The sequence below is a fragment of the Ruegeria sp. CDSB029 genome, from assembly GCF_059611125.1.
Map to the genome: position 1 here is coordinate 43,711 of NZ_JBXWOX010000022.1, position 18,372 is coordinate 62,082.

Below are 18,372 nucleotides of genomic sequence, written 5' to 3' on the forward strand. Positions count from 1 at the left end.
CTTTACGTCAGCGCTTGTCTGACCGTTTTTCAAGCCGCGCAAACAATCGGCTAAGGCCGAAGCAAACCACAAAGTAGAAAGCGGCCGTGGTGATCCACGCCTCAAATATCATGCGGGATGAGGCCACAAGCTCAACCGTTTTGTAAGTCAGTTCCTGCACAGAAATCAACGACAGGATTGAACTGTCCTTGATCAGCGATATGAACTGATTGGCGAGCGGTGGCACCACTTTCTTCATCGCTTGCGGCAGTACCACATAACGCAGTTCCTGAATGCGGCTCATACCGATAGAGCGCGCGGCTTCCCTCTGACCTTTAGGGATCGACTGGATACCGGCACGAACAATTTCACCAACGAATGCGCTCTCAAAAAGGGCCAGTACAATGACGCCCGAAACAAGCGATGGGAAGCGGCGCATTTCACCGAAGAAGAACTCCCAGACCTGATTGTTTTCCTGCCGCGCGATACCGCGCGCCCAACGTTCCAAATTCAACGCATCGATCAGCTGTTGAGACAGGAAGAAGAAGAAGATGAAAACGACAACAACCGGCGGCACGTTGCGCAAGAATTCCAAGTAGGTGCGCGCCAGCATGCGGATGGTCAGATTTGATGAACAGCGGGCTACACCTAGAATGGTGCCCAGGATCAACGCCAGAATTCCGGCATAGAGGCTGATGCGAACCGTTGCGGCCAACCCTTGCAGCAACAAATTGGCAAAGTATTCCTCACGACCTGAATGCCAGCCGACAATGTAACTGGGGATGACGTCCCAGCGCCACCTATAATTGAGCGTGCCTTCAATCGACAGCCAGATATACCCGAAAAACACGAACAGAACCGCGGCGATCAGGTAGTCCGGCCATCTGAGTTTTTTGAGAAAATCCTGCACGCGAGACGCTCCGTATCAGATCCGGGGGGCTGCATCGCTGCCCCCCGGGTGGGTCAGGGTTACTGGGCGACCTGGTCAGCCCATTCATTTCCAGCAAACCAATAGTCATGACGTTCTTTCAGCCAACCGGAACGCCACTGCTGCGCGATCCAGTTGTTGAAATAGTTCATGGCGTCCGGGTCGCCCTTTCGCACACCAAAGGCTTCACCGCGCGGATCATAGAGATTTTCGAACGGCACACTCAGCGTTTCAGGGTGCAACCCAGCCTCGCGGTTTGGAGTTGGCTGCGCTGCCATGGAAGCATGAGCGTTCCCATTCAGAACCTCCTGAGTCGAGGCACCGTCTTCATCGAACAACAGCAAGGTCGCGTCTGGGAAGTTCTGTGCAATCACCGCCGCAGGTGTTGCACCACGCCGGGCGGCAAAGGTCACTTCGGGATTGTTGAAATCCTCAAGCGCCATGCCTTCGGTCATCGACTTATTGGCCAGAATGGCCAGACCCGAATAGGCGTATGGATCGGTAAAGTTGATGGTCAGGTTCCGCTGCGCCGTCACCGACATGCCCGAGATGATCACGTCGAAATTGCCGGAGACCAGCGCCGGGATGATACCATCCCAAGCGGTGGGCACGAATTCGACTTCAACCCCCATATCCTCGGCCAGTTGACGGCCAACATCCAGCTCGAATCCGATCAGATCGCCATTCTTGTCGCGCATCGACCATGGCACGAACAGCGACAGACCGATCCGGATCACGCCATCCTGCTTGATAGTTTCAATCACACTTTCGCTGGATAGTTCCTGCGTAGCGCTCTGCGCCCAGCCTGAGGTCGCCACACCGGTAGCCACGACCGCGCCGAGGGCAGCCCCGAGCATTCTGCGAGAAAGCTTCATCTTGGTTCTCCTTGTTGTCCGACATATTTTCTGGGTTATTGGTCGACGGCATATTTCTTCTCCAGATGGCTTACGCCAATCGACAGGATCAGGGTCACCACCAGATAAACCAGTGCGATGGTGAACCAGATTTCGAAACTCATGTATGTGTCTGAAATGATGTTGCGTCCGAAGGTCGTCAGCTCGGCCACCGCAATCACGCTGACAATGGCCGAGGATTTTATGAGATGAACGACCTCGCCGGTCATCGGCGGCAGCATGAAGCGGACGGATTGTGGCAGGATGATATAGCGATAAGTCTGGGACGGGCTCATCCCGATGGATTTACCGGCCTCCCACTGGCCTGTGGGGACGGCGTTGATCCCGGCCCGGAAGATTTCCGAAATCAAGGCAGAATGGAAAACGGCCAGGGTAAGGATACTGGCCGTGTATCGGTCAAACCCAAAAATCGGCCCCAGAACATAATAGAAGAGGTAGAGCAGGACCAGCAGCGGGATATTTCGGATCAGCTCCAGAAATCCAACCGCAACTGCGGACCCGATGACAAGATCCGACAGACGCAGCAACGCCACAAGCAAGCCTATAACCATAGCCAGAATGAAAGCCGTGACCGACAATTTGATCGTCGCGACCAGCCCGATGGGAATTTCACCCCATTCAAATCCGACCTCGGTATTGCGATACAGAAACTGCGGCACCCGGTACCATTGCCAGTTGTACCCCATGCCCTGCGCGCCGATATATGCACCATAGGCGATCAGCCCGACGATAACGGCATAGATCCCGACCGAAATCAGGGTCGAGTCAAAAAACCGCTTCAAAAAAGGCGGCTTTGGCAGCGGCTGACCTTTTGGCCGGGAAATGCCCAGATCGCTCATGTCAATGCGCCAAGATCTGATCTAGGAACAAACGGCAGCGTTCGCTCGAGGGGTTGGTGAAAAACTGTTCGGGTGGCGAAACCTCGACGATCTGGCCCGCCTCCATAAAGACCATCGTGTCAGCGACCTTACGGGCAAAGCCCATCTCGTGAGTGACGACAACCATGGTCATGCCGGTATCGGCCAGCTCGACCATCACATCCAACACCTCATTAATCATCTCGGGGTCCAGCGCGGATGTCGGTTCGTCAAACAGCATGATCCGAGTTTCCATGCACAGAGACCGCGCAATTGCCACGCGCTGCTGTTGCCCGCCCGACAGCTGCGCCGGGTACTTGTCGGCCTGTTCCGGGATATGAACACGTTCAAGATAATTGCGTGCGGTTTCTTCGGCCTGCGCCTTGGATATCCCGCGCACTTTCATCGGACCGATCGTCAGATTCTCTAGCACTGTCAGGTGTGGAAACAGGTTGAACTGCTGAAAGACCATACCGACTTCCTGCCGCAGCTCGCGAATTTCTTTGGCTCCGTCATAAACCTCGATCCCGTCGATCACGAGGCGGCCGGAGTTGTGCCACTCCAGCCCGTTAAAGCACCGGATCAGCGTCGATTTCCCCGATCCCGAGGGACCGCAGATCACGACTTTTTCACCCTGATGGACCGTCAGATCGATGTTTTTCAGCGCGTGAAACGCACCGTAATATTTATCCAGATTGGTCACTTCAATCATCGGAGTGGCTTGGTTCATGTCGTACCTGCTTGGGTTCGGGACACCATGCGAATTTGTCTTTTGATGGACCGGGCGTGCAAAGGAGTTTTCTCCACCGTTCCTGCAAAGGCAGGCCGGCATGTCGTGGTGCAAGGCCTGACAAAACAGCCGAGGCCGGGCTGGCGCTGCGATTGTTTGGGGCAGTCGGGCAAGGCCTGAGCCTCCTCAAATACGTTGCACACTAATTAATATGGTTGCTTAATATGCAATACTCGTCAATAAAAAACTCAGAGGACAATTTTTGATCTGCCCTCAGATAATACTGACGACCAAGGGAGGAACCGCAAATGTCTGCCTGGATCAGCATGATATCTGACGAAGATGCTGACTCGCATCTGAAGGCCACTTTGGATCTGGCGCGTACACCGCACGGCACTGTCGACAATGTCATGCGGGTGCATTCCCTGCGGCCTAACACCATGAAGGGGCATGTGATTCTGTACCGGGCCTGTCTGCACGATGAGGCGAACAAAGTTCCCATGTGGTTTCAGGAAGTGATCAGTTCCTACGTATCCACTCTCAACACCTGCCCCTATTCCTATGCTAACCACTGGTCCAACGCCCGTCACCTGATCGACGACGCCACACGCGCCGACAAGATCGAAGCCGCACTCGAGGCACATCGCCCGCAGGATGCGTTCGACGGCGCACATTTGGCGGCACTGACCTATGCGGAAAAGCTTACACTTTCGCCGGGTACGATGGTCGATTCTGATGTGGCAGCCCTGAAACACACCGGTTGGGAGGATGGCGAAATTCTCGAAATCAACCAGATCGTAGGTTACTTCAACTACGCCAACCGGTTGCTGAATGGCCTTGGCGTCACCACCGATGGCGATGTGTTGGGGTATTATAGCAGCGACTGAAAGGACGGATCATGCAAGGAGACACTCCAGGCAGACAGATCGACCGTGCCATCGGAGCCTCGCTGAAGGAACTACGGCAAAGTCGGAAGCAATCCGCTCGTAGCTTGGCAGAACAGTCCGGCATCTCAGCCGCTATGATCAGCCGGATCGAAAATGGGTTGGTTTCTCCCTCAATCGACACTCTGGCGGCACTGGCCGAAGCGCTCGAAGTTCCGATTGTTTCTTTGTTCCGCGAAGCGCGTACAGATCACACTGACTACACTCTCGTGCGCCATGGTGAGGGACTGAAATCAAACCGTATCTCGGCGGGGCACAGCCACGAGTACGTCAATCTTTCACTGCATTCGCGTAAAGACCTGCGATTTCAAGCGCGTCGCGTGACTTTATTGCGCGAAGGCGGGCCGCCGCCCACTTACGTCGGCCACGGCGTAGTGTTTGTACAGGCACTCGAGGGCCAAGCCGTTTACCGATATGGCGAGGCCCGCTTTACGCTGTCAGCTGGCGATACGATCAGTGTGGACGCTGAACTCAACCACGGGTTCGAAGATGTTCTGACCCCTGTGTTTGTTTTTCTAACAGTTCAGGCCGAGCGCCCATGACACTCAGTTAACATGGCTCAAGCAATCGACCTTAATCTGACCCAAGGGTCCATTGCAGGCCATTTCCGAACATTGGCGATACCCGGCGCAGTCGGAATGCTTTTCAGTACACTGTACAACATCGTCGACATCTTCTTTGCCGGGCTGTTGTCGACTAGCGCCCAAGCTGGGCTGGCCCTTGGCTTTCAAGCTTTCTTCATCTCTATTTCCGTGGGCGTCGGGCTGGGTGCAGCTATGAGTGCACTGGTTGGAAACGCTCTGGGTGCAGGCGACAACCGAGCGGCACGACGCCTAGCGGCCCAAGGGATAGCTTACGGAATCGTTGCGTCTTGCCTGCTTGCCCTGGCAGGGCTTTGGTTCGGCCCATTGTTAATCAAGCTTGTTTCGGAACCAGGCGTTTATCGTGAAGCCGGACTTCGCTATTTCTATTGGTTGCTTTTGGCAATGCCGGGATTTCTTCTGGCTCATGGATGTAATGGCATCTTGCAGGCCCATGGCGACGCAGTGTCTATGCAACGGGCACTTATCGTCGCGTTTCTGGCGAACATCATCCTGAATCCCCTTCTGATCTACGGAATTCCGGGCGTGATCCCGGGCATCGGCTTCAACGGTTTGGCTTTATCCACGGTGATCAGCCAGACAGGCGTGATGATCTTTTTGATCCAGCAGGTTCTTCGGCGAAAGCGAATGAAACGTATGCGCGCGGCCTATTTCAGACCACGCCTAAAACGGTTTGCAGAAATTTCGCTGCAGGTTCTGCCCACTGCCTTTTCGTTTACGATCATGTTGTTGTCAGCCTTTGTCCTGCAGTTTGCGCTGAAGCTGTTTGGTGAACATGCAATTGCTGGTTATGCAATCGCAATACGGCTTGAACAGGTTTTGTTGCTGCCCATTCTGGGTGTCACGGGTGCCCTACTGCCAATCGCCTCACAGAACTTCGGTGCTCGGGACAGCCAGCGGGTGCGCGCCGCGTTGTTCTATTGCTGGCGAGTCGGGTTTTACATGTCACTGGTTGCGATCCCGATCCTCTGGCTCGGTGGCCCCTTAGTGATGCGCCTTTTTACAGCGGACCCCGAGGTTGTTCGCGTTGGTGTGGGATATCTACGAGTCGACAGTCTGATCCTGCCTTTTTACATGATGCTGTTTTCAATCAACTCACTTTTGCAGGCCTTCAAAAAACCTATTTGGACCGTTTGGATCAGCCTTTATCGCCAGGCCTTTGGGGTCGCGTTCTTTGTTTGGGTGTTTATTGGCATATTGGGATTCAACGAAACCGGGGTGTGGTTCGGAACGGCAGCGGCCGTAGTGACCGGCTGGATAGTCGCTATGGCGTTGACCATACGTATTGCGAAGACAGAGATCGGCGGATTGTGGGTGCCCGCCACGGGGTGAAAAAGGATGTGTCGCAAACTTTTTGTCTGGATTGACAAGTACGCAGGTTCCGACGTTTGTTCTCAGCTTGTAGTTTTTTTACAAGCTTCGGCATGATCTCTTTGAAAAACATTACCAAGTTGATCGCGTTGTCCTTCTCGGATCGCGCGGTCCCATGACCTTACCGACCTCATTGCCGCGGCTGAAGGGCCTCCGTTTTCCTTGCGAAATCATCGCCTATGCGGTGCGGGCATATCATCGGTTTGCTCTCAGCACGGCGGATGTCGAAGACCTCCTGGCGGAGCGTGGCGTCATTGTCAGTCGTGAAGCGGTTCGTCTCTGGGTGAACCGTTTCGGGTCTCAGTTTGCGGACTGTATCCGACGCGCCCGGCCCCGGCCGCACGATACATGGCAAATGGCCGAAGTGGTCGTGCCGATCAACGGCGTGAAACATTGGCTGTGGCGTGCAATCGATGGCAATGGAGATGTACTCGACATTGTGATTCAGCCTGGCCGCAATGCGCAAGGCCGCAAAGCGTTTTTTCGGCCGACGCGAAAGCAGGAAAAGATGATGGGCCGGTTCAACTCACCACGCCATGCTCCACGATTTCTCGTCGTCCACAACCAAATCAACACCATGTTCCGCCGCCGCTTATGCCTCTGTACCGTCTTCTTCCGCCGCGCACGATCAGATGCACACGATCTTTGGAATGGCCATGCCTTTGAGCTAACAGCCTGACCGCGCCTTCCGCGGCTCCTTTCAAACGCCGTCAAACAACTTGATGGTGTGGACAGCTCCACCACGCGGCATCGCAATGTGCCAATGTTGGCGTTGTTGTACCCAACGGAAGAGATGAGCTGTCCACATGCATGTTACAACACTCGGGATCGATCTGGCCAAGTCCGTCTTTCAGCTTCATGGAGTTGATGCTGATGGAGAGGTTGTTCTTAGAAAGAAGGTTCGGCGCGACGCATTGCTCGATATGCTGTCCGGCCTGGCCTCCTGCTTGGTTGGCATGGAGGCCTGTGCGGCCAGCCACCATTGGGCCCGCGAAGTTGCCGCGCTCGCGCATGAGGTACGTCTGATCGCGCCCTCGTATGTCAAGCCATATGTGAGGCGGCAGAAAATGATATGGCGGATGCCGAGGCGACTTGTGAGGCCGTTACCCGACCGAACATGCACTTCGTCGCGATCAAGAGCGCCAATCAGCAGGCGGTTCTGATGCTGCATCGAGCACGCGACCTTTTGGTCCGCCAACGCACCATGCTGATCAACGCGTTGCGGGCCCATCTGGCGGAATTCGGGTTCGTATCTGCCCGAGGTCCGCACAAGATACGCGACCTCTGCGCCAGACTTCAGGAAGGTCACCTCGACATCCCTCAGGTGGCGCGGGTCGCGCTGCTGTCACTTGCCCGGCAGATGAATGAACTGGAAGAAGAGATCACCAATCTCGATCGCAAAATACAGGGTTGGCATCGCACGAGCGAGGTCAGCCAACGGCTGGCCACAATCCCGGGCGTCGGGGTGCTCACCGCGACGGCTCTTGCCGCCACTATTGCTGATCCCGCGCAACTCCGGTCTGCGCGCCAGTTTGCGGCCTGGCTCGGGCTGGTCCCGAGACAGAACTCCTCTGGCGGTAAGGACCGGCTGGGAAGGATCACGAAGACGGGAGATGGGTATCTACGCAAACTGCCTATCGTAGGTGACACTGCGGTTCTCAGACGTGTTATCCATATGCAAACACAAACCGCAGAATGGGTCCGGCGCTTGTTGGAGAAAAAGCACGCACGGTTGGTCAGCGTGGCTCTGGCCAACAAGACCGCCCGGATCGCCTGGGCGGTCTTGTCCAAGCAAGAAGTCTACAAGCCAGCCTGAGATTTCGGGGCGTATGAGAAACGCTCCATACGAGTTGCAAGGGCAATTCCTGTGATGATGATCTTTGCCGCCGCCGGAACACCCCTTGGCATTGCCAGGGCATCATAGTCCGGCAACTTGATGGGGATCCAGCATGCGTATTTCATCAGGGCCAGCGGTCAAACGCGCCGCACAAATAGGCCGGACAAACGACCGCTACGCAAAACGATCAAAATCACAAAGAAAACCCTTGCAAAACCGGAGCTGTCCACAAATTGCGATACCTTCAAGGATTCGATTCCGGTTATTCATCCGGCAGGCGACGCGGTGTGCATGGCACTGGCCATGCGCGATAAAATGCAAGTGTTCTGCGCCAAATGGCAAAAGCTGGGCAATCGGGTTCTTTTTGGAGTTGGCATCTCGTTTGACTACAATACGGTCGGTATCGTCGGTTCAGCGGGACGATTTGATTGCACCGCCTCAGGAACCTCGATCAACATGGCCGTGCGGCTTTGCAACATGGCCACCCGCAATGAGGTACTGATTTCTCCCCGAATGTGGGCTGCCGTCGAAGGCGTTGTGGATGCCGTAGGCAAGGGAGAGGTGGAGATGAAGGGCATCAGGGAGCCGGTTGAGGCGTACGCTGTTGTTTCAGAGAAGCATCCGACGAGTTGGTAGATCGGCTACTCCATGTTCACCTTTTGGTTCTTGCAGCCCAAGCCGGTCGTTGACCACCACTCTCGGCCGCTGCGGGCGCAACATTCGTTCCCGACATTCGCTGCAGGCGCAAAAGATCCACTACATTGCCGCTGGCAACCACACGATTGCTTAGCTTTTACTCCCTGTCTATTGTAGCCCAATACGCAAAGAGCCTCGGTTCAGCAGCGTGCTTCTATCTGGGTCGAAACACCAGTATGGATGAGAACAAAGTGAATTCTGATAGCGAAACGTGGAATGTTCCAGGATTTGGCGTGCATCAAATTGCCAAGCTTCTGGAAAATCGCGGTTCGAATATTGTTGCGCTTCTCAGATCGGTCAACCTGCCCTTAGAATAAAACCTAACGCCACCTGTCGGGCGACACATAGTTCTGCCACTAACGCTGCACTAAGCTGTTAATTTCGCTTTAGCTGCCATTTCAAAAGTGCACACGTTCTTCCATTTGCGTCTCAAAGGTCTTTCATCGTGTCGGCCGAACTCCAAGAGAGTTTCCATTCGCCTAAAGTGCGGAATATATCGAGAGAAAACCCGAAGCAAAAATCGCTTCCAGAAAGCGATGTCATTCTTTTTGTACGTTAAAAGTGTTCTTTTATCGACTGCCTCCGCCACTACTGCAGTTGTAAAATGTCCGGAACGCAAAGTTTTCTTTTTGCTGGCATTTTGTCCTCACTATCCGATCGTTTCAGTCGTTTCGGACCGTCTTTGACCTTGATCTTCGGCTTTGGTAGTGGGCCCTTCAAGGTCACGGGCCAGGGGCTCTTCGAAAGAGGTTCGCCAATCTTGCGGGGATTCAGATTTAGGTCCAAAATCTTGCCCGCCACATTAACACCGCCAAAGACGACGACTTGGACATGATCTGTCTCCAATGTGGTTTGTTTCGTCGAAATACTTCCATTTGAAATACTAATCGGCGCACGCAAACATACGATTGGAGCAACCTTTTGTTTCTCTTTAGCAAACACCCAACCCTGAGTTGCATTTAGCACTGCGAGTTCGGCCTATTGCTACCATTGCCCGAAGGTTCCCGCGGTCTTTTACCTATTTGCTTTGGTCAGGGCGCAGATTCTGCGCTTCGAGCTCAGCCCGTGGGGCATCGCTATCATTGTCATCATAATGCGCTGGATCAAAATTCTGATCACCATGCGCGGAATTGAGAACCTGCTGTGGATTCCAAATGTCGGCCCGGTGTTCAAAAATATCATCATGATCCTGCTGGGGGTCTGCAGCATCTATGTGGGCCTGCAGCACCGCTTTGCCAATGAAGTCAACTGGCAGACGATAACCCCATCGCTTGGGGACTATCGCGTTAATCGGCTCATTTGGCCAGTTTCTTGCGTTTGAGGTTGGTCATGCCGCGTAGTTCCCCTTTCAAGAAACGCCGCTTCCCGCGTAAGATCATATTTTGTGCCGTGCGTTGGTACTTGCGCTACCCGCTTACCTTTTTAGATGTGGTTAAATTTCTGTCAGAGCGTCGCATCTCGGTAGATCGATCGACAGTGTACCGGTGGATTCAAAAATTCGGGCCTGAGCTGACCAGGCGGACCGAGAAGTATCTGCATCGGGCGAGTGTCGGTTGGCATGCCGATGAAACCAACATTCGGGTCGGTGGCAAATGGCACTATTTTTGGCGCGTCATGGATGCAAACGGTCAAATGGTCGACTTCCGACTAACCGTAAGGCGGGATGCCAAAGCTGCACGAGCCTTTCTTCGCAAAGCAAATGAGAGGACGGGGCTACAATGTCCAGTGTCGATCTGCACAGACAAAGCGCCAACATACCGGCGCGTCATCCGTGATGATTAATCATTCCTATGATCCGCATTTTGTCAGCATCAGGCACATCGACAAGAAGCGGCGTAACAACCTCATTAAAAGCGACCTTGAGTGGCATTGATACCATCCGAACCATCAAACGCGGCCACATTCACTACTAACAACGAGGCGTCAGAGGTGAAATCGAATTCATGCGCCAACACTTCCTAGTGCCCACCTAAGGTTCAAGCCGCATCTCACAATTTCGAAACACGCCATCTAACATAACAGTCTCGTTTGCGACGCATCCCGTCCCGACAACCGCCGAATTTAGACCGGAACTTGGTCGGTGACTGAATTCTTGTGATACATCGGACCACCCTGGTATCGAGGGAACCCATAGCCGTTGACGAACACCACGTCGATGTCACCGGGCTTAGCCGCGATGCCTTCTTTCAAAATTTCGTCACCCTCTTGCTGCAGCGCGTCGATACAACGTCGCGCGATTTCTTCCGCGCTCAGATCGCGCGAATTGATCCCTGCATCTTCGGCCGCCTCCCGGATTAGTCCCAGAACAACCTCGTCTATCGAAGGATCCTTCTCGTTGTAGCCATAAAAGCCAGCCTTAGTTTTGCGGCCTTTGCGCCCCATTTCAACAAGCCGGTCATGGACCTGAAATGCGTGAGGATGCACTGCGCCGACAGGCAGCGATTTGCGCATCAGATAGCCAATATCGATGCCCGACAAATCCAGCACCTGAAACGGCCCCATCGCCATTCCGTACTGGCGCAGCGCGGCGTCAACCGGTTCAGGTGATCCACATTCCAGCATCAACAACCCAGCTTCGCGCTGATAGGCTTGGTACATCCGGTTACCAATGAACCCGTGGCAGACCCCAGCAATCACACCCGTTTTTCCCAGCTTTTTCATTGTCGCTGCCAGCGTCGCCGTTACCGCCGGGTCCGTCTGATCGGTGCGAATGATCTCGACCAGCTTCATGATATGGGCAGGACTGAAGAAATGAAGGCCGGCAACGCGCTCGGGGCGATCGGTCGCTTGGGCGATCTCGTCGATATCAAGGTACGAAGTATTCGTCGCCAAAATGGCACCTGGGTGACAGATCTTATCCAGCCGTTTAAAGATTTTCTTCTTTATAACAATGTCTTCGACCGCTGCTTCGATCACAAGATCGGTCAAAGCCATATCGTCATAGTCGGTCGTGGGTGAAATCAGCGTCAAAATGGTTTCGGCACGGGCTGCGCTCATCTTGCCGCGCTTGACCCCTTGTTCCAAATTGCCCCGGATTCGGTTGATTCCGGACTGTGCCGCTTCGTCCGAGATTTCGACCAGAGTGACGGCAATGCCTTGGGTGGCAAAGACCTGCGCAATCCCTGCTCCCATGGTTCCCGCCCCGATTACCGCAACACTGCCGATCTCGCCTGCTTGCGACAGATCCAGCCCCTCTACTTTGTAGGTTTCGCGTTCGGCAAAAAAGATATGTCGCAATGCACCAGATTGCGTGCTTTGGCGCAGGGTTAGAAACAAGTCGCGCTCTTTGTCGAGACCAGCCTGAAAATCCGGCCCGGTGGCAGCCTCAAGTGCGTCGATAACCGCCAAGGGCGCATCGAAGCCACGCTTGCGTTTGGCACACATGGCCCGCCATTGATCGAACAGGGCAGGATCAAAGCTGTCAGCCGAAATCGGCAGGTTGAGCTTTAGAGGGGCAGTATCGACCCCGATCAGCGCAGTTGCATAGGTGATCGCTTCCGGTTCAAGATCGTCTGCTATCTTGTCAATCAGGCCAATTTCAACGGCTACTTTGGCAGAGACCGGCTTACCTTCCACCGCCAAGTTAAGCGCTTGTTCCACGCCTACCAATCGCGGTAGCCGCTGCGTGCCACCCGCACCGGGCACGATTCCAAGCATTACTTCGGGCAACCCAAAGCGCGCATTCGCGGTCGCGATCCGGTGGGAACACGCCAACGCAAGTTCCAGTCCACCACCAAGCGCCTGACCGTGAATTGCCGCAACAACAGGCTTAGGGCAGCTTTCGATGAAGGACACCAGATCGTTAAGATGGGGCGGCATCGGCGGTTTGCCGAACTCCCTTACGTCTGCCCCTGCCATGAAGGTCCGGCCGGAACATATTAGCACCGCAACAGCAATCTGCGGGTCGTTTGTGACCTCGTCAAATGCTTCCAACAAACCCTGCCGCACTGTCTGGGAAATGGCGTTCACCGGGGGGGCGTCGACCCGGACGATGCCAACCTGATCTTTGCGCGTCAAAGTAACCGCATTCATGACTTTCCCCTTCGATCAGCCTTTGGTTTGCCTTGTATGTTTAGCTGAAGCACCAAAGTCGTGGAAAATACTATGGTGTGATCACCGCCATAATAAATTATTATAATATTGCAGAGCGACAATCATTGTCAGGGCATCATCCTGCAATAAGTTTTTACTATCTTAGACAGCTGTAAATAGTATTTTCTTGTCTACAACTAGCCCTCTACCCTTCCTTTCAATCTTGCTGTGCCTCCGCATTTCGAGGCCTGGATCGGATAATGCGAGGAATTGAACATGAACCTGGGAAATCTTGTAACACGCGCCGCCCTGTTCTGGGCCGACCGGATTGCCGTAAAGGACGAACGCGTATCACTGTCCTATGCGACACTGGAAGAGCGTACAAACCGGCTTGCGAACGCGTTGTCGGATGCAGGATTGACCAAGGGTGATCGTGTAGCGGTTCTGGCTTGGAACCGGTCCGAAATCGTCGAGGCCGAGGTGGCTCTGCTCAAAGGTGGCTTTACCCGCGTGCCGATCAATGCACGCCTGTCAGCAGACGAAGTTGTTCACGTCTGCAAGGACAGTGAAGTCAAAATTCTGCTGACGGACGAGGCGCATTTGGCAGCGGCGCAGCAGGCATTCAATGAAAACGATAACTTGCAGCTGTTGGTGCTGGGCGACGGTGGTAGTTATGAGGATGCTCTAGCTCAGGCTGAGACCGAGACCGTTTGCGCGGATGTTTCGCCAGATGACATCATGGTGCACCATTACACCTCCGGATCTTCAGGTGTGCTAAAGGCTGCGATGCATTCCCTCCGCAATCGCCGAGCAATCCTGCGCAAGATCACTTTCCGTTCTCGGCTGTATCCTGATCAACATGAAACGTATTTGCACGTGGGACCCATTACCCATGTATCCGGAATGGCGATCATGCCCTTGCTATCACAGGGCCACACCAACGTCATCCTGTCGCGGTTCGACGTAGACACGTATCTTTCGACGCTTCAGGCCGAAAAGGTTACGCAGACCTATCTGGTCCCGACTATGATCAACCGCATTCTGGCCGCACCAAACCGAGGCGACTACGACCTCTCCTCACTTAAGTTGCTTCGGTACGGTGCGGCCCCCATTTCCCCGGCGCGTTTGCAAGAAGCGGTCGAGTTCTTTGGCCCGATCCTAAACCAGGGTTACGGCGCGGGTGAGGTGTGCTCTTCAGTTACGCTGCTGACCGAAGCGGACCATGAGTTGGCCCTGAACGGGCGGCCCGAACTGTTTAGCTCCTGCGGTCGTGCCCTCTTTGAGACTGAAGTCGCGGTGATCGATGACGAAGGCAACGAATTGCCCGTGGGCGAGGCTGGTGAGCTGGTGGTTAAGGGCGAGGATGTCATGCAGGGCTACTACAACGCACCCGAGCTGACTGCTCCGGTTCTGAAAGACGGGCGTTATCACACTGGCGACATCGCCTATATCGACGACACCGGCTACATCTTTATCATCGACCGCAAGAAGGACATGATCGTCACCGGCGGATTCAATGTATACCCCAACGAAGTTGAAAATGCCCTGTTCGAACGCCCTGAGGTTTACGAAGTTTGCGTTGTCGGCGTTCCTGACGCTGACCTCGGCGAGGCGGTCAAGGCCGTTGTTGTGGCACGCGATGGCGCCGAGATTGATACCGATGCCCTGATAACGCATTGCGTGGACAAGTTGGGCAAGTTCAAGAAACCGCATTCGGTCGATGTTGTGGTCGAGCTCCCTAAAAATGACGCCGGCAAGATCCTGCGCCGTCAGGTGCGTGATGGATACTGGGCCGGTTCGGATCGGAAGGTGTAATCATGAATCAGGGGTTGAACCGCGCAACAGCTGGCCTGGAAGCGGGCAAATTTGCCGAGCTTCGCACCAAGGCCAACGACTTACTCTACAATGAAATGCTCCCGTTCGAAAAAGAGAACGGGCTGACCCATGAAACTCGGTTCGAACGTGCTCAGCTCGAAGAATGGTGGAAACGCTCGCGCGAATTGGGCATCTATGGTTGCAACCTGCCCGAAGAGTTCGGCGGCTTAGGCCTGTCTATCGATCAGCTCTGTACTCTGAAAGAGGATGCCACCCGGTCGAACGCGGCGCTTTATGGCTGCGTTTTGGGTGAAAACGGTGGCCCGATGAGGATCGGGTATATCATCACACAAGCGACAGAAGGGCAGAACGAAGAGTTCTTTTACCCGGCAGCCCGCGGCGAACGAGCAGGGTGTTTTGCGTTGAGCGAACCCAATGCCGGATCCGATGCTGCGCGTATTCAGACCAGCGCGGTCAAGGACGGAGATGATTACATCATCAACGGCCACAAACGGTTCATCACCGCCTCGCGCACGGCGGATTTTGCCATTGTCATGTGTGTGACTGACCCAGAGGCCGGAACCAACGGCGTGACGGCATTCTTGGTAGATGCAAAATCGCCCGGATACCGGATCGAAGGACACTACCTACCCATGTCGGGTCAACACATCGACAACGACATTATCTTGGAGAACGTTCGCGTGCCTGCGCGCAACATATTGGGGCAACTGGGTGGTGGTTTCAAATTGGGAATGGAGCGGATCAACATTAATCGTCTGCTGCAATGCCCGACAATGCTAGGGCACGCCCAGTTCGCGCTAGAACAGGCGGTGGACTACGCCAACCGCCGGGTGCAGTTCAAACAGCCTATCGCCAATTTTCAGGCGATCCAGCACATGATGGCCGACATGAAGACCGCCAACTTTGCTGCTCATTCGATGGTCCACGCAGCCGCCGCCAAGGCCGACCGGGGGGAAAACATCCGGACCGAGGCGTCGATGTGCAAAGTTTTCGTGGCAGAAAATGCCTTTCAGGTTGCTGACAAAGCGATCCAGATCCATGGGGCAACCGGCATGACAAAGAACCATCCAGTAGAATGGGTGTTCCGCCGCCTGCGTATGTTCCGCGTGCTCACCGGTAGTTCAGAGATTCAACGCAACACGATCGGAAAAGGCATCCAGAAAGAATGGAAAACCGCAAACCCGGAGGCCGCACAATGACGAATGAGTGGTCGTTTCTGAACGGTATGCGCATCATAGACTTGTCGCGCTTGCTGCCCGGGCCTTTTGCAACCCAGACGCTTGCCGATCTGGGGGCTGAGGTCATCAAGATCGAGGAGCCCAAACACGGCGACCCGGGGCGCTTTCTGGGCAACGACATGTTCGCCCGCCTGAACCGCAACAAGAAGTCGCTGACGCTGGATCTGAAATCAGACGAGGGCAAAGCGATACTGACCAAGCTTTTGGAAAGCGCAGATGCCGTCATCGAAAGCTTTCGTCCCGGCGTAATGGACCGACTGGGCTTCGGGTATGAAGCGGTAGAGGCGCAGAACCCGGCCATCGTCTATTGTTCACTCTCGGGCTTTGGTCAAACCGGTCCCTATCGTCAACGCGCAGGTCATGATATCGATTTTTTGGCACTGTCGGGTTATTTTGCGGTGCCCTCTCAGGTCAACGACAAGCTCGCGCGTCCCAAGGTCAGACTGTCGGACTACGCCGGAGCGATGTATGGCGCGCTGTCGCTGGCGGTTGCCATGGGATCTGCCAAGATGAGCGGCAAAGGGCAGTATCTGGACGTGTCCATCACCGATGCGATGGTCAACTGGTCCTCACCGCTTGTGCGGATTGCGCATGATCTGTGCGACGGTGATCCGGATCGGATGTCCTTTGTGATGCCCGACAATGACATCTTTGAAACCAAAGATGGTAAACACATCGCCATCGGTCTATTCGAGAACAAGTTCTGGTTGGTCTTGGCCGAGATGATGGGTGACGAATTCCCCGACCTGCGGCGCGAGGATTTCCGCACCAATAAGCTGCGAAACCAGCAGAAACAGGCAGTGCATGAGTTGATGTCGGACATGTTCGCGTCGAAAACCCTGACCAAGTGGGAAGAGCTTTTTGGTCCGACCGATCTGCCCTGGGCGGTGGTGTATGAAGACATGCGCCTGTTCGAAGACCCGCATTTGATCGAACGCGGTATGTTTGGTGAATTGGGCGAAGGCAAGGACAAGACGTTCCAGGCCGGATACCCCACCAAATTCTCCGCCGGTCTGAACGAGTTTCAGTCCGCTCCGCCCAAGAAAGGACAAGACACGGATGAGATCCTGCGCAATCTGGGCCATGACGCGGCTGCCATTCAGGCAATGCGCGACGCGGGGGTGATCTGATGGTTGATGCGTTTATTTGCGATGCCATCCGCACGCCCATCGGGCGCTATGGTGGCGGGTTGTCTTCTGTTCGGGCCGACGATTTGGGCGCTGTGCCTTTAAAGGCGCTGATGGAGCGGAACCCGAACGTCGATTGGGCCGCTGTGGACGATGTGCTATATGGCTGCGCCAACCAGGCAGGCGAAGATAACCGCAACGTTGCGCGTATGTCGTCGCTGCTGGCGGGATTGCCCGAAAACGTATCCGGCACGACCTTGAACCGGCTGTGCGGTTCAGGCCTGGATGCGGTTGCTTATGGTGCGCGGGCGATCAAATCGGGCGATGCAGATTTGATCATCGCAGGCGGTGTCGAAAGCATGAGCCGGGCACCTTTTGTGATGCCCAAAGCCACCAGCGCCTTTAGCCGTGCCAATGAAGTGCATGACACCACCATCGGCTGGCGCTTCGTCAACAAGTTGATGAAGGCCCAATATGGCGTCGATTCGATGCCTGAGACGGCCGAAAACGTGGCCGAAGATTTCGGGATCAGTCGCGCTGATCAGGACGCATTCGCCTTGCGCTCGCAACAGCGGACGGCGGCGGCGCAGACGGCTGGCGTCTTCGCTGAAGAAATCACACCAGTGATTATACCTCAGCGCAAAAATGATCCCAAAGTTATCGATACTGATGAGCACCCTCGCGCGGAAACAACCGCCGAGGGCCTGGCCAAACTCCGCGCACCGTTCCGCGAGGGCGGGTCGGTGACGGCGGGCAACGCGTCCGGGGTCAATGATGGCGCGGCGGCTTTAATCATCGCCAGCGAAGAGGCCATCAAACGTCACGGGCTGACGCCACGGGCACGGATCGTGGCAGGCGCTTCGGCAGGTGTTGCACCGCGCATCATGGGCTATGGCCCTGCACCTTCTACACAAAAACTGCTGAGCCGAGTTGGCATGAGCATCGACCAGATCGACGTGATCGAGTTGAACGAGGCCTTTGCTGCACAGGCCCTGGCGGTCACGCGCGCCCTTGGGTTGCCCGATGACGCGACGCATTTGAATCCAAATGGCGGCGCCATCGCCCTTGGTCATCCCCTAGGCATGTCAGGTGCGCGTTTGGCTCTAACGGCCACAAATCAGCTCTGTCGAAGCGGAACTGCGCTAGCACTGTGCACAATGTGCATCGGTGTCGGCCAAGGTATTTCCGTACTACTGGAGCGCGTTTAACTGGGCATCGGAAAACATGATAGCCGGGATACGCATATAATATTTCTGCGATCAGCAAGCCCTCGCTAATCTC

15 protein-coding genes and 2 pseudogenes are annotated in these 18,372 nt (G+C 55.0%); 12 read left to right on the forward strand and 5 right to left on the reverse strand.

Annotation, left to right across the window (positions count from 1 at the left end):
- Positions 1 to 7 precede the first annotated feature (7 nt).
- The 4 genes from AC2FI8_RS20370 to AC2FI8_RS20385 are packed head-to-tail and all read right to left on the reverse strand — an operon-like array spanning position 8 to position 3,408.
- Entirely contained in the window at positions 8 to 889 is an 882-nt protein-coding gene (locus tag AC2FI8_RS20370) for an amino acid ABC transporter permease (RefSeq protein WP_282121045.1), read from the reverse strand.
- A gap of 59 nt (positions 890 to 948) precedes the next feature.
- The gene (locus AC2FI8_RS20375) at positions 949 to 1,782 is read right to left on the reverse strand and encodes a transporter substrate-binding domain-containing protein (protein ID WP_496780762.1); all 834 of its coding nucleotides are present in this window, start codon (positions 1,780 to 1,782) and stop codon (positions 949 to 951) included.
- Positions 1,783 to 1,817: 35 nt separating this feature from the next.
- The gene (locus AC2FI8_RS20380) at positions 1,818 to 2,660 is read right to left on the reverse strand and encodes an amino acid ABC transporter permease (RefSeq protein WP_496780763.1); all 843 of its coding nucleotides are present in this window, start codon (positions 2,658 to 2,660) and stop codon (positions 1,818 to 1,820) included.
- Between the two features lies 1 nt (position 2,661).
- Positions 2,662 to 3,408, reverse strand: a complete 747-nt coding sequence (locus tag AC2FI8_RS20385) for an amino acid ABC transporter ATP-binding protein (RefSeq protein WP_282121048.1) — start codon at positions 3,406 to 3,408, stop codon at positions 2,662 to 2,664.
- Positions 3,409 to 3,716: 308 nt separating this feature from the next.
- Between AC2FI8_RS20385 and AC2FI8_RS20390 the strand changes: the two genes are divergently transcribed.
- From AC2FI8_RS20390 to AC2FI8_RS20425, 8 genes and pseudogenes are all read left to right on the forward strand, one after another.
- Entirely contained in the window at positions 3,717 to 4,295 is a 579-nt protein-coding gene (locus tag AC2FI8_RS20390; protein WP_496780764.1) for a carboxymuconolactone decarboxylase family protein, read from the forward strand.
- 11 nt (positions 4,296 to 4,306) lie between these two features.
- Complete coding sequence (locus AC2FI8_RS20395) at positions 4,307 to 4,894, forward strand: helix-turn-helix domain-containing protein (RefSeq protein WP_496780765.1); 588 nt, start codon at positions 4,307 to 4,309, stop codon at positions 4,892 to 4,894.
- Between the two features lie 12 nt (positions 4,895 to 4,906).
- The gene (locus AC2FI8_RS20400; protein ID WP_496780766.1) at positions 4,907 to 6,286 is read left to right on the forward strand and encodes an MATE family efflux transporter; all 1,380 of its coding nucleotides are present in this window, start codon (positions 4,907 to 4,909) and stop codon (positions 6,284 to 6,286) included.
- Between the two features lie 154 nt (positions 6,287 to 6,440).
- Positions 6,441 to 7,004: an IS6 family transposase gene (locus tag AC2FI8_RS20405; RefSeq protein WP_496780767.1), complete on the forward strand. Its 564-nt coding sequence runs from the start codon at positions 6,441 to 6,443 to the stop codon at positions 7,002 to 7,004.
- A gap of 127 nt (positions 7,005 to 7,131) precedes the next feature.
- Positions 7,132 to 8,141: pseudogene (locus AC2FI8_RS20410) on the forward strand (IS110 family RNA-guided transposase).
- Positions 8,142 to 8,261: 120 nt separating this feature from the next.
- Positions 8,262 to 8,798, forward strand: coding sequence for an adenylate/guanylate cyclase domain-containing protein (locus AC2FI8_RS20415; RefSeq protein WP_496740997.1), 537 nt, complete (start codon positions 8,262 to 8,264; stop codon positions 8,796 to 8,798).
- A 1,153-nt stretch (positions 8,799 to 9,951) separates the two neighbouring features.
- Positions 9,952 to 10,179, forward strand: a complete 228-nt coding sequence (locus AC2FI8_RS20420) for a hypothetical protein (RefSeq protein WP_496740993.1) — start codon at positions 9,952 to 9,954, stop codon at positions 10,177 to 10,179.
- Between the two features lie 8 nt (positions 10,180 to 10,187).
- Positions 10,188 to 10,771 (forward strand): annotated as a pseudogene (locus AC2FI8_RS20425) (IS6 family transposase).
- A gap of 148 nt (positions 10,772 to 10,919) precedes the next feature.
- Here the strand turns inward: AC2FI8_RS20425 and AC2FI8_RS20430 are convergent.
- A complete protein-coding gene (locus AC2FI8_RS20430; protein WP_496780768.1) occupies positions 10,920 to 12,890 on the reverse strand; it encodes a 3-hydroxyacyl-CoA dehydrogenase NAD-binding domain-containing protein in 1,971 nt (656 codons plus the stop codon).
- Between the two features lie 276 nt (positions 12,891 to 13,166).
- Here AC2FI8_RS20430 and AC2FI8_RS20435 point away from each other — a divergent pair, with 276 nt between their 5' ends.
- The 4 genes from AC2FI8_RS20435 to pcaF are packed head-to-tail and all read left to right on the forward strand — an operon-like array spanning position 13,167 to position 18,299.
- Positions 13,167 to 14,705, forward strand: coding sequence for a class I adenylate-forming enzyme family protein (locus AC2FI8_RS20435; RefSeq protein WP_496780769.1), 1,539 nt, complete (start codon positions 13,167 to 13,169; stop codon positions 14,703 to 14,705).
- A gap of 2 nt (positions 14,706 to 14,707) precedes the next feature.
- Positions 14,708 to 15,925: an acyl-CoA dehydrogenase family protein gene (locus AC2FI8_RS20440; RefSeq protein WP_496780770.1), complete on the forward strand. Its 1,218-nt coding sequence runs from the start codon at positions 14,708 to 14,710 to the stop codon at positions 15,923 to 15,925.
- A complete protein-coding gene (locus tag AC2FI8_RS20445; protein ID WP_496780771.1) occupies positions 15,922 to 17,094 on the forward strand; it encodes a CaiB/BaiF CoA transferase family protein in 1,173 nt (390 codons plus the stop codon). The genes AC2FI8_RS20440 and AC2FI8_RS20445 overlap by 4 nt, the downstream gene beginning before the upstream one ends.
- A complete protein-coding gene (pcaF, locus tag AC2FI8_RS20450; RefSeq protein ID WP_496780772.1) occupies positions 17,094 to 18,299 on the forward strand; it encodes a 3-oxoadipyl-CoA thiolase in 1,206 nt (401 codons plus the stop codon). Before AC2FI8_RS20445 ends, pcaF begins: the two co-directional genes overlap by 1 nt.
- Positions 18,300 to 18,372: the final 73 nt, after the last annotated feature.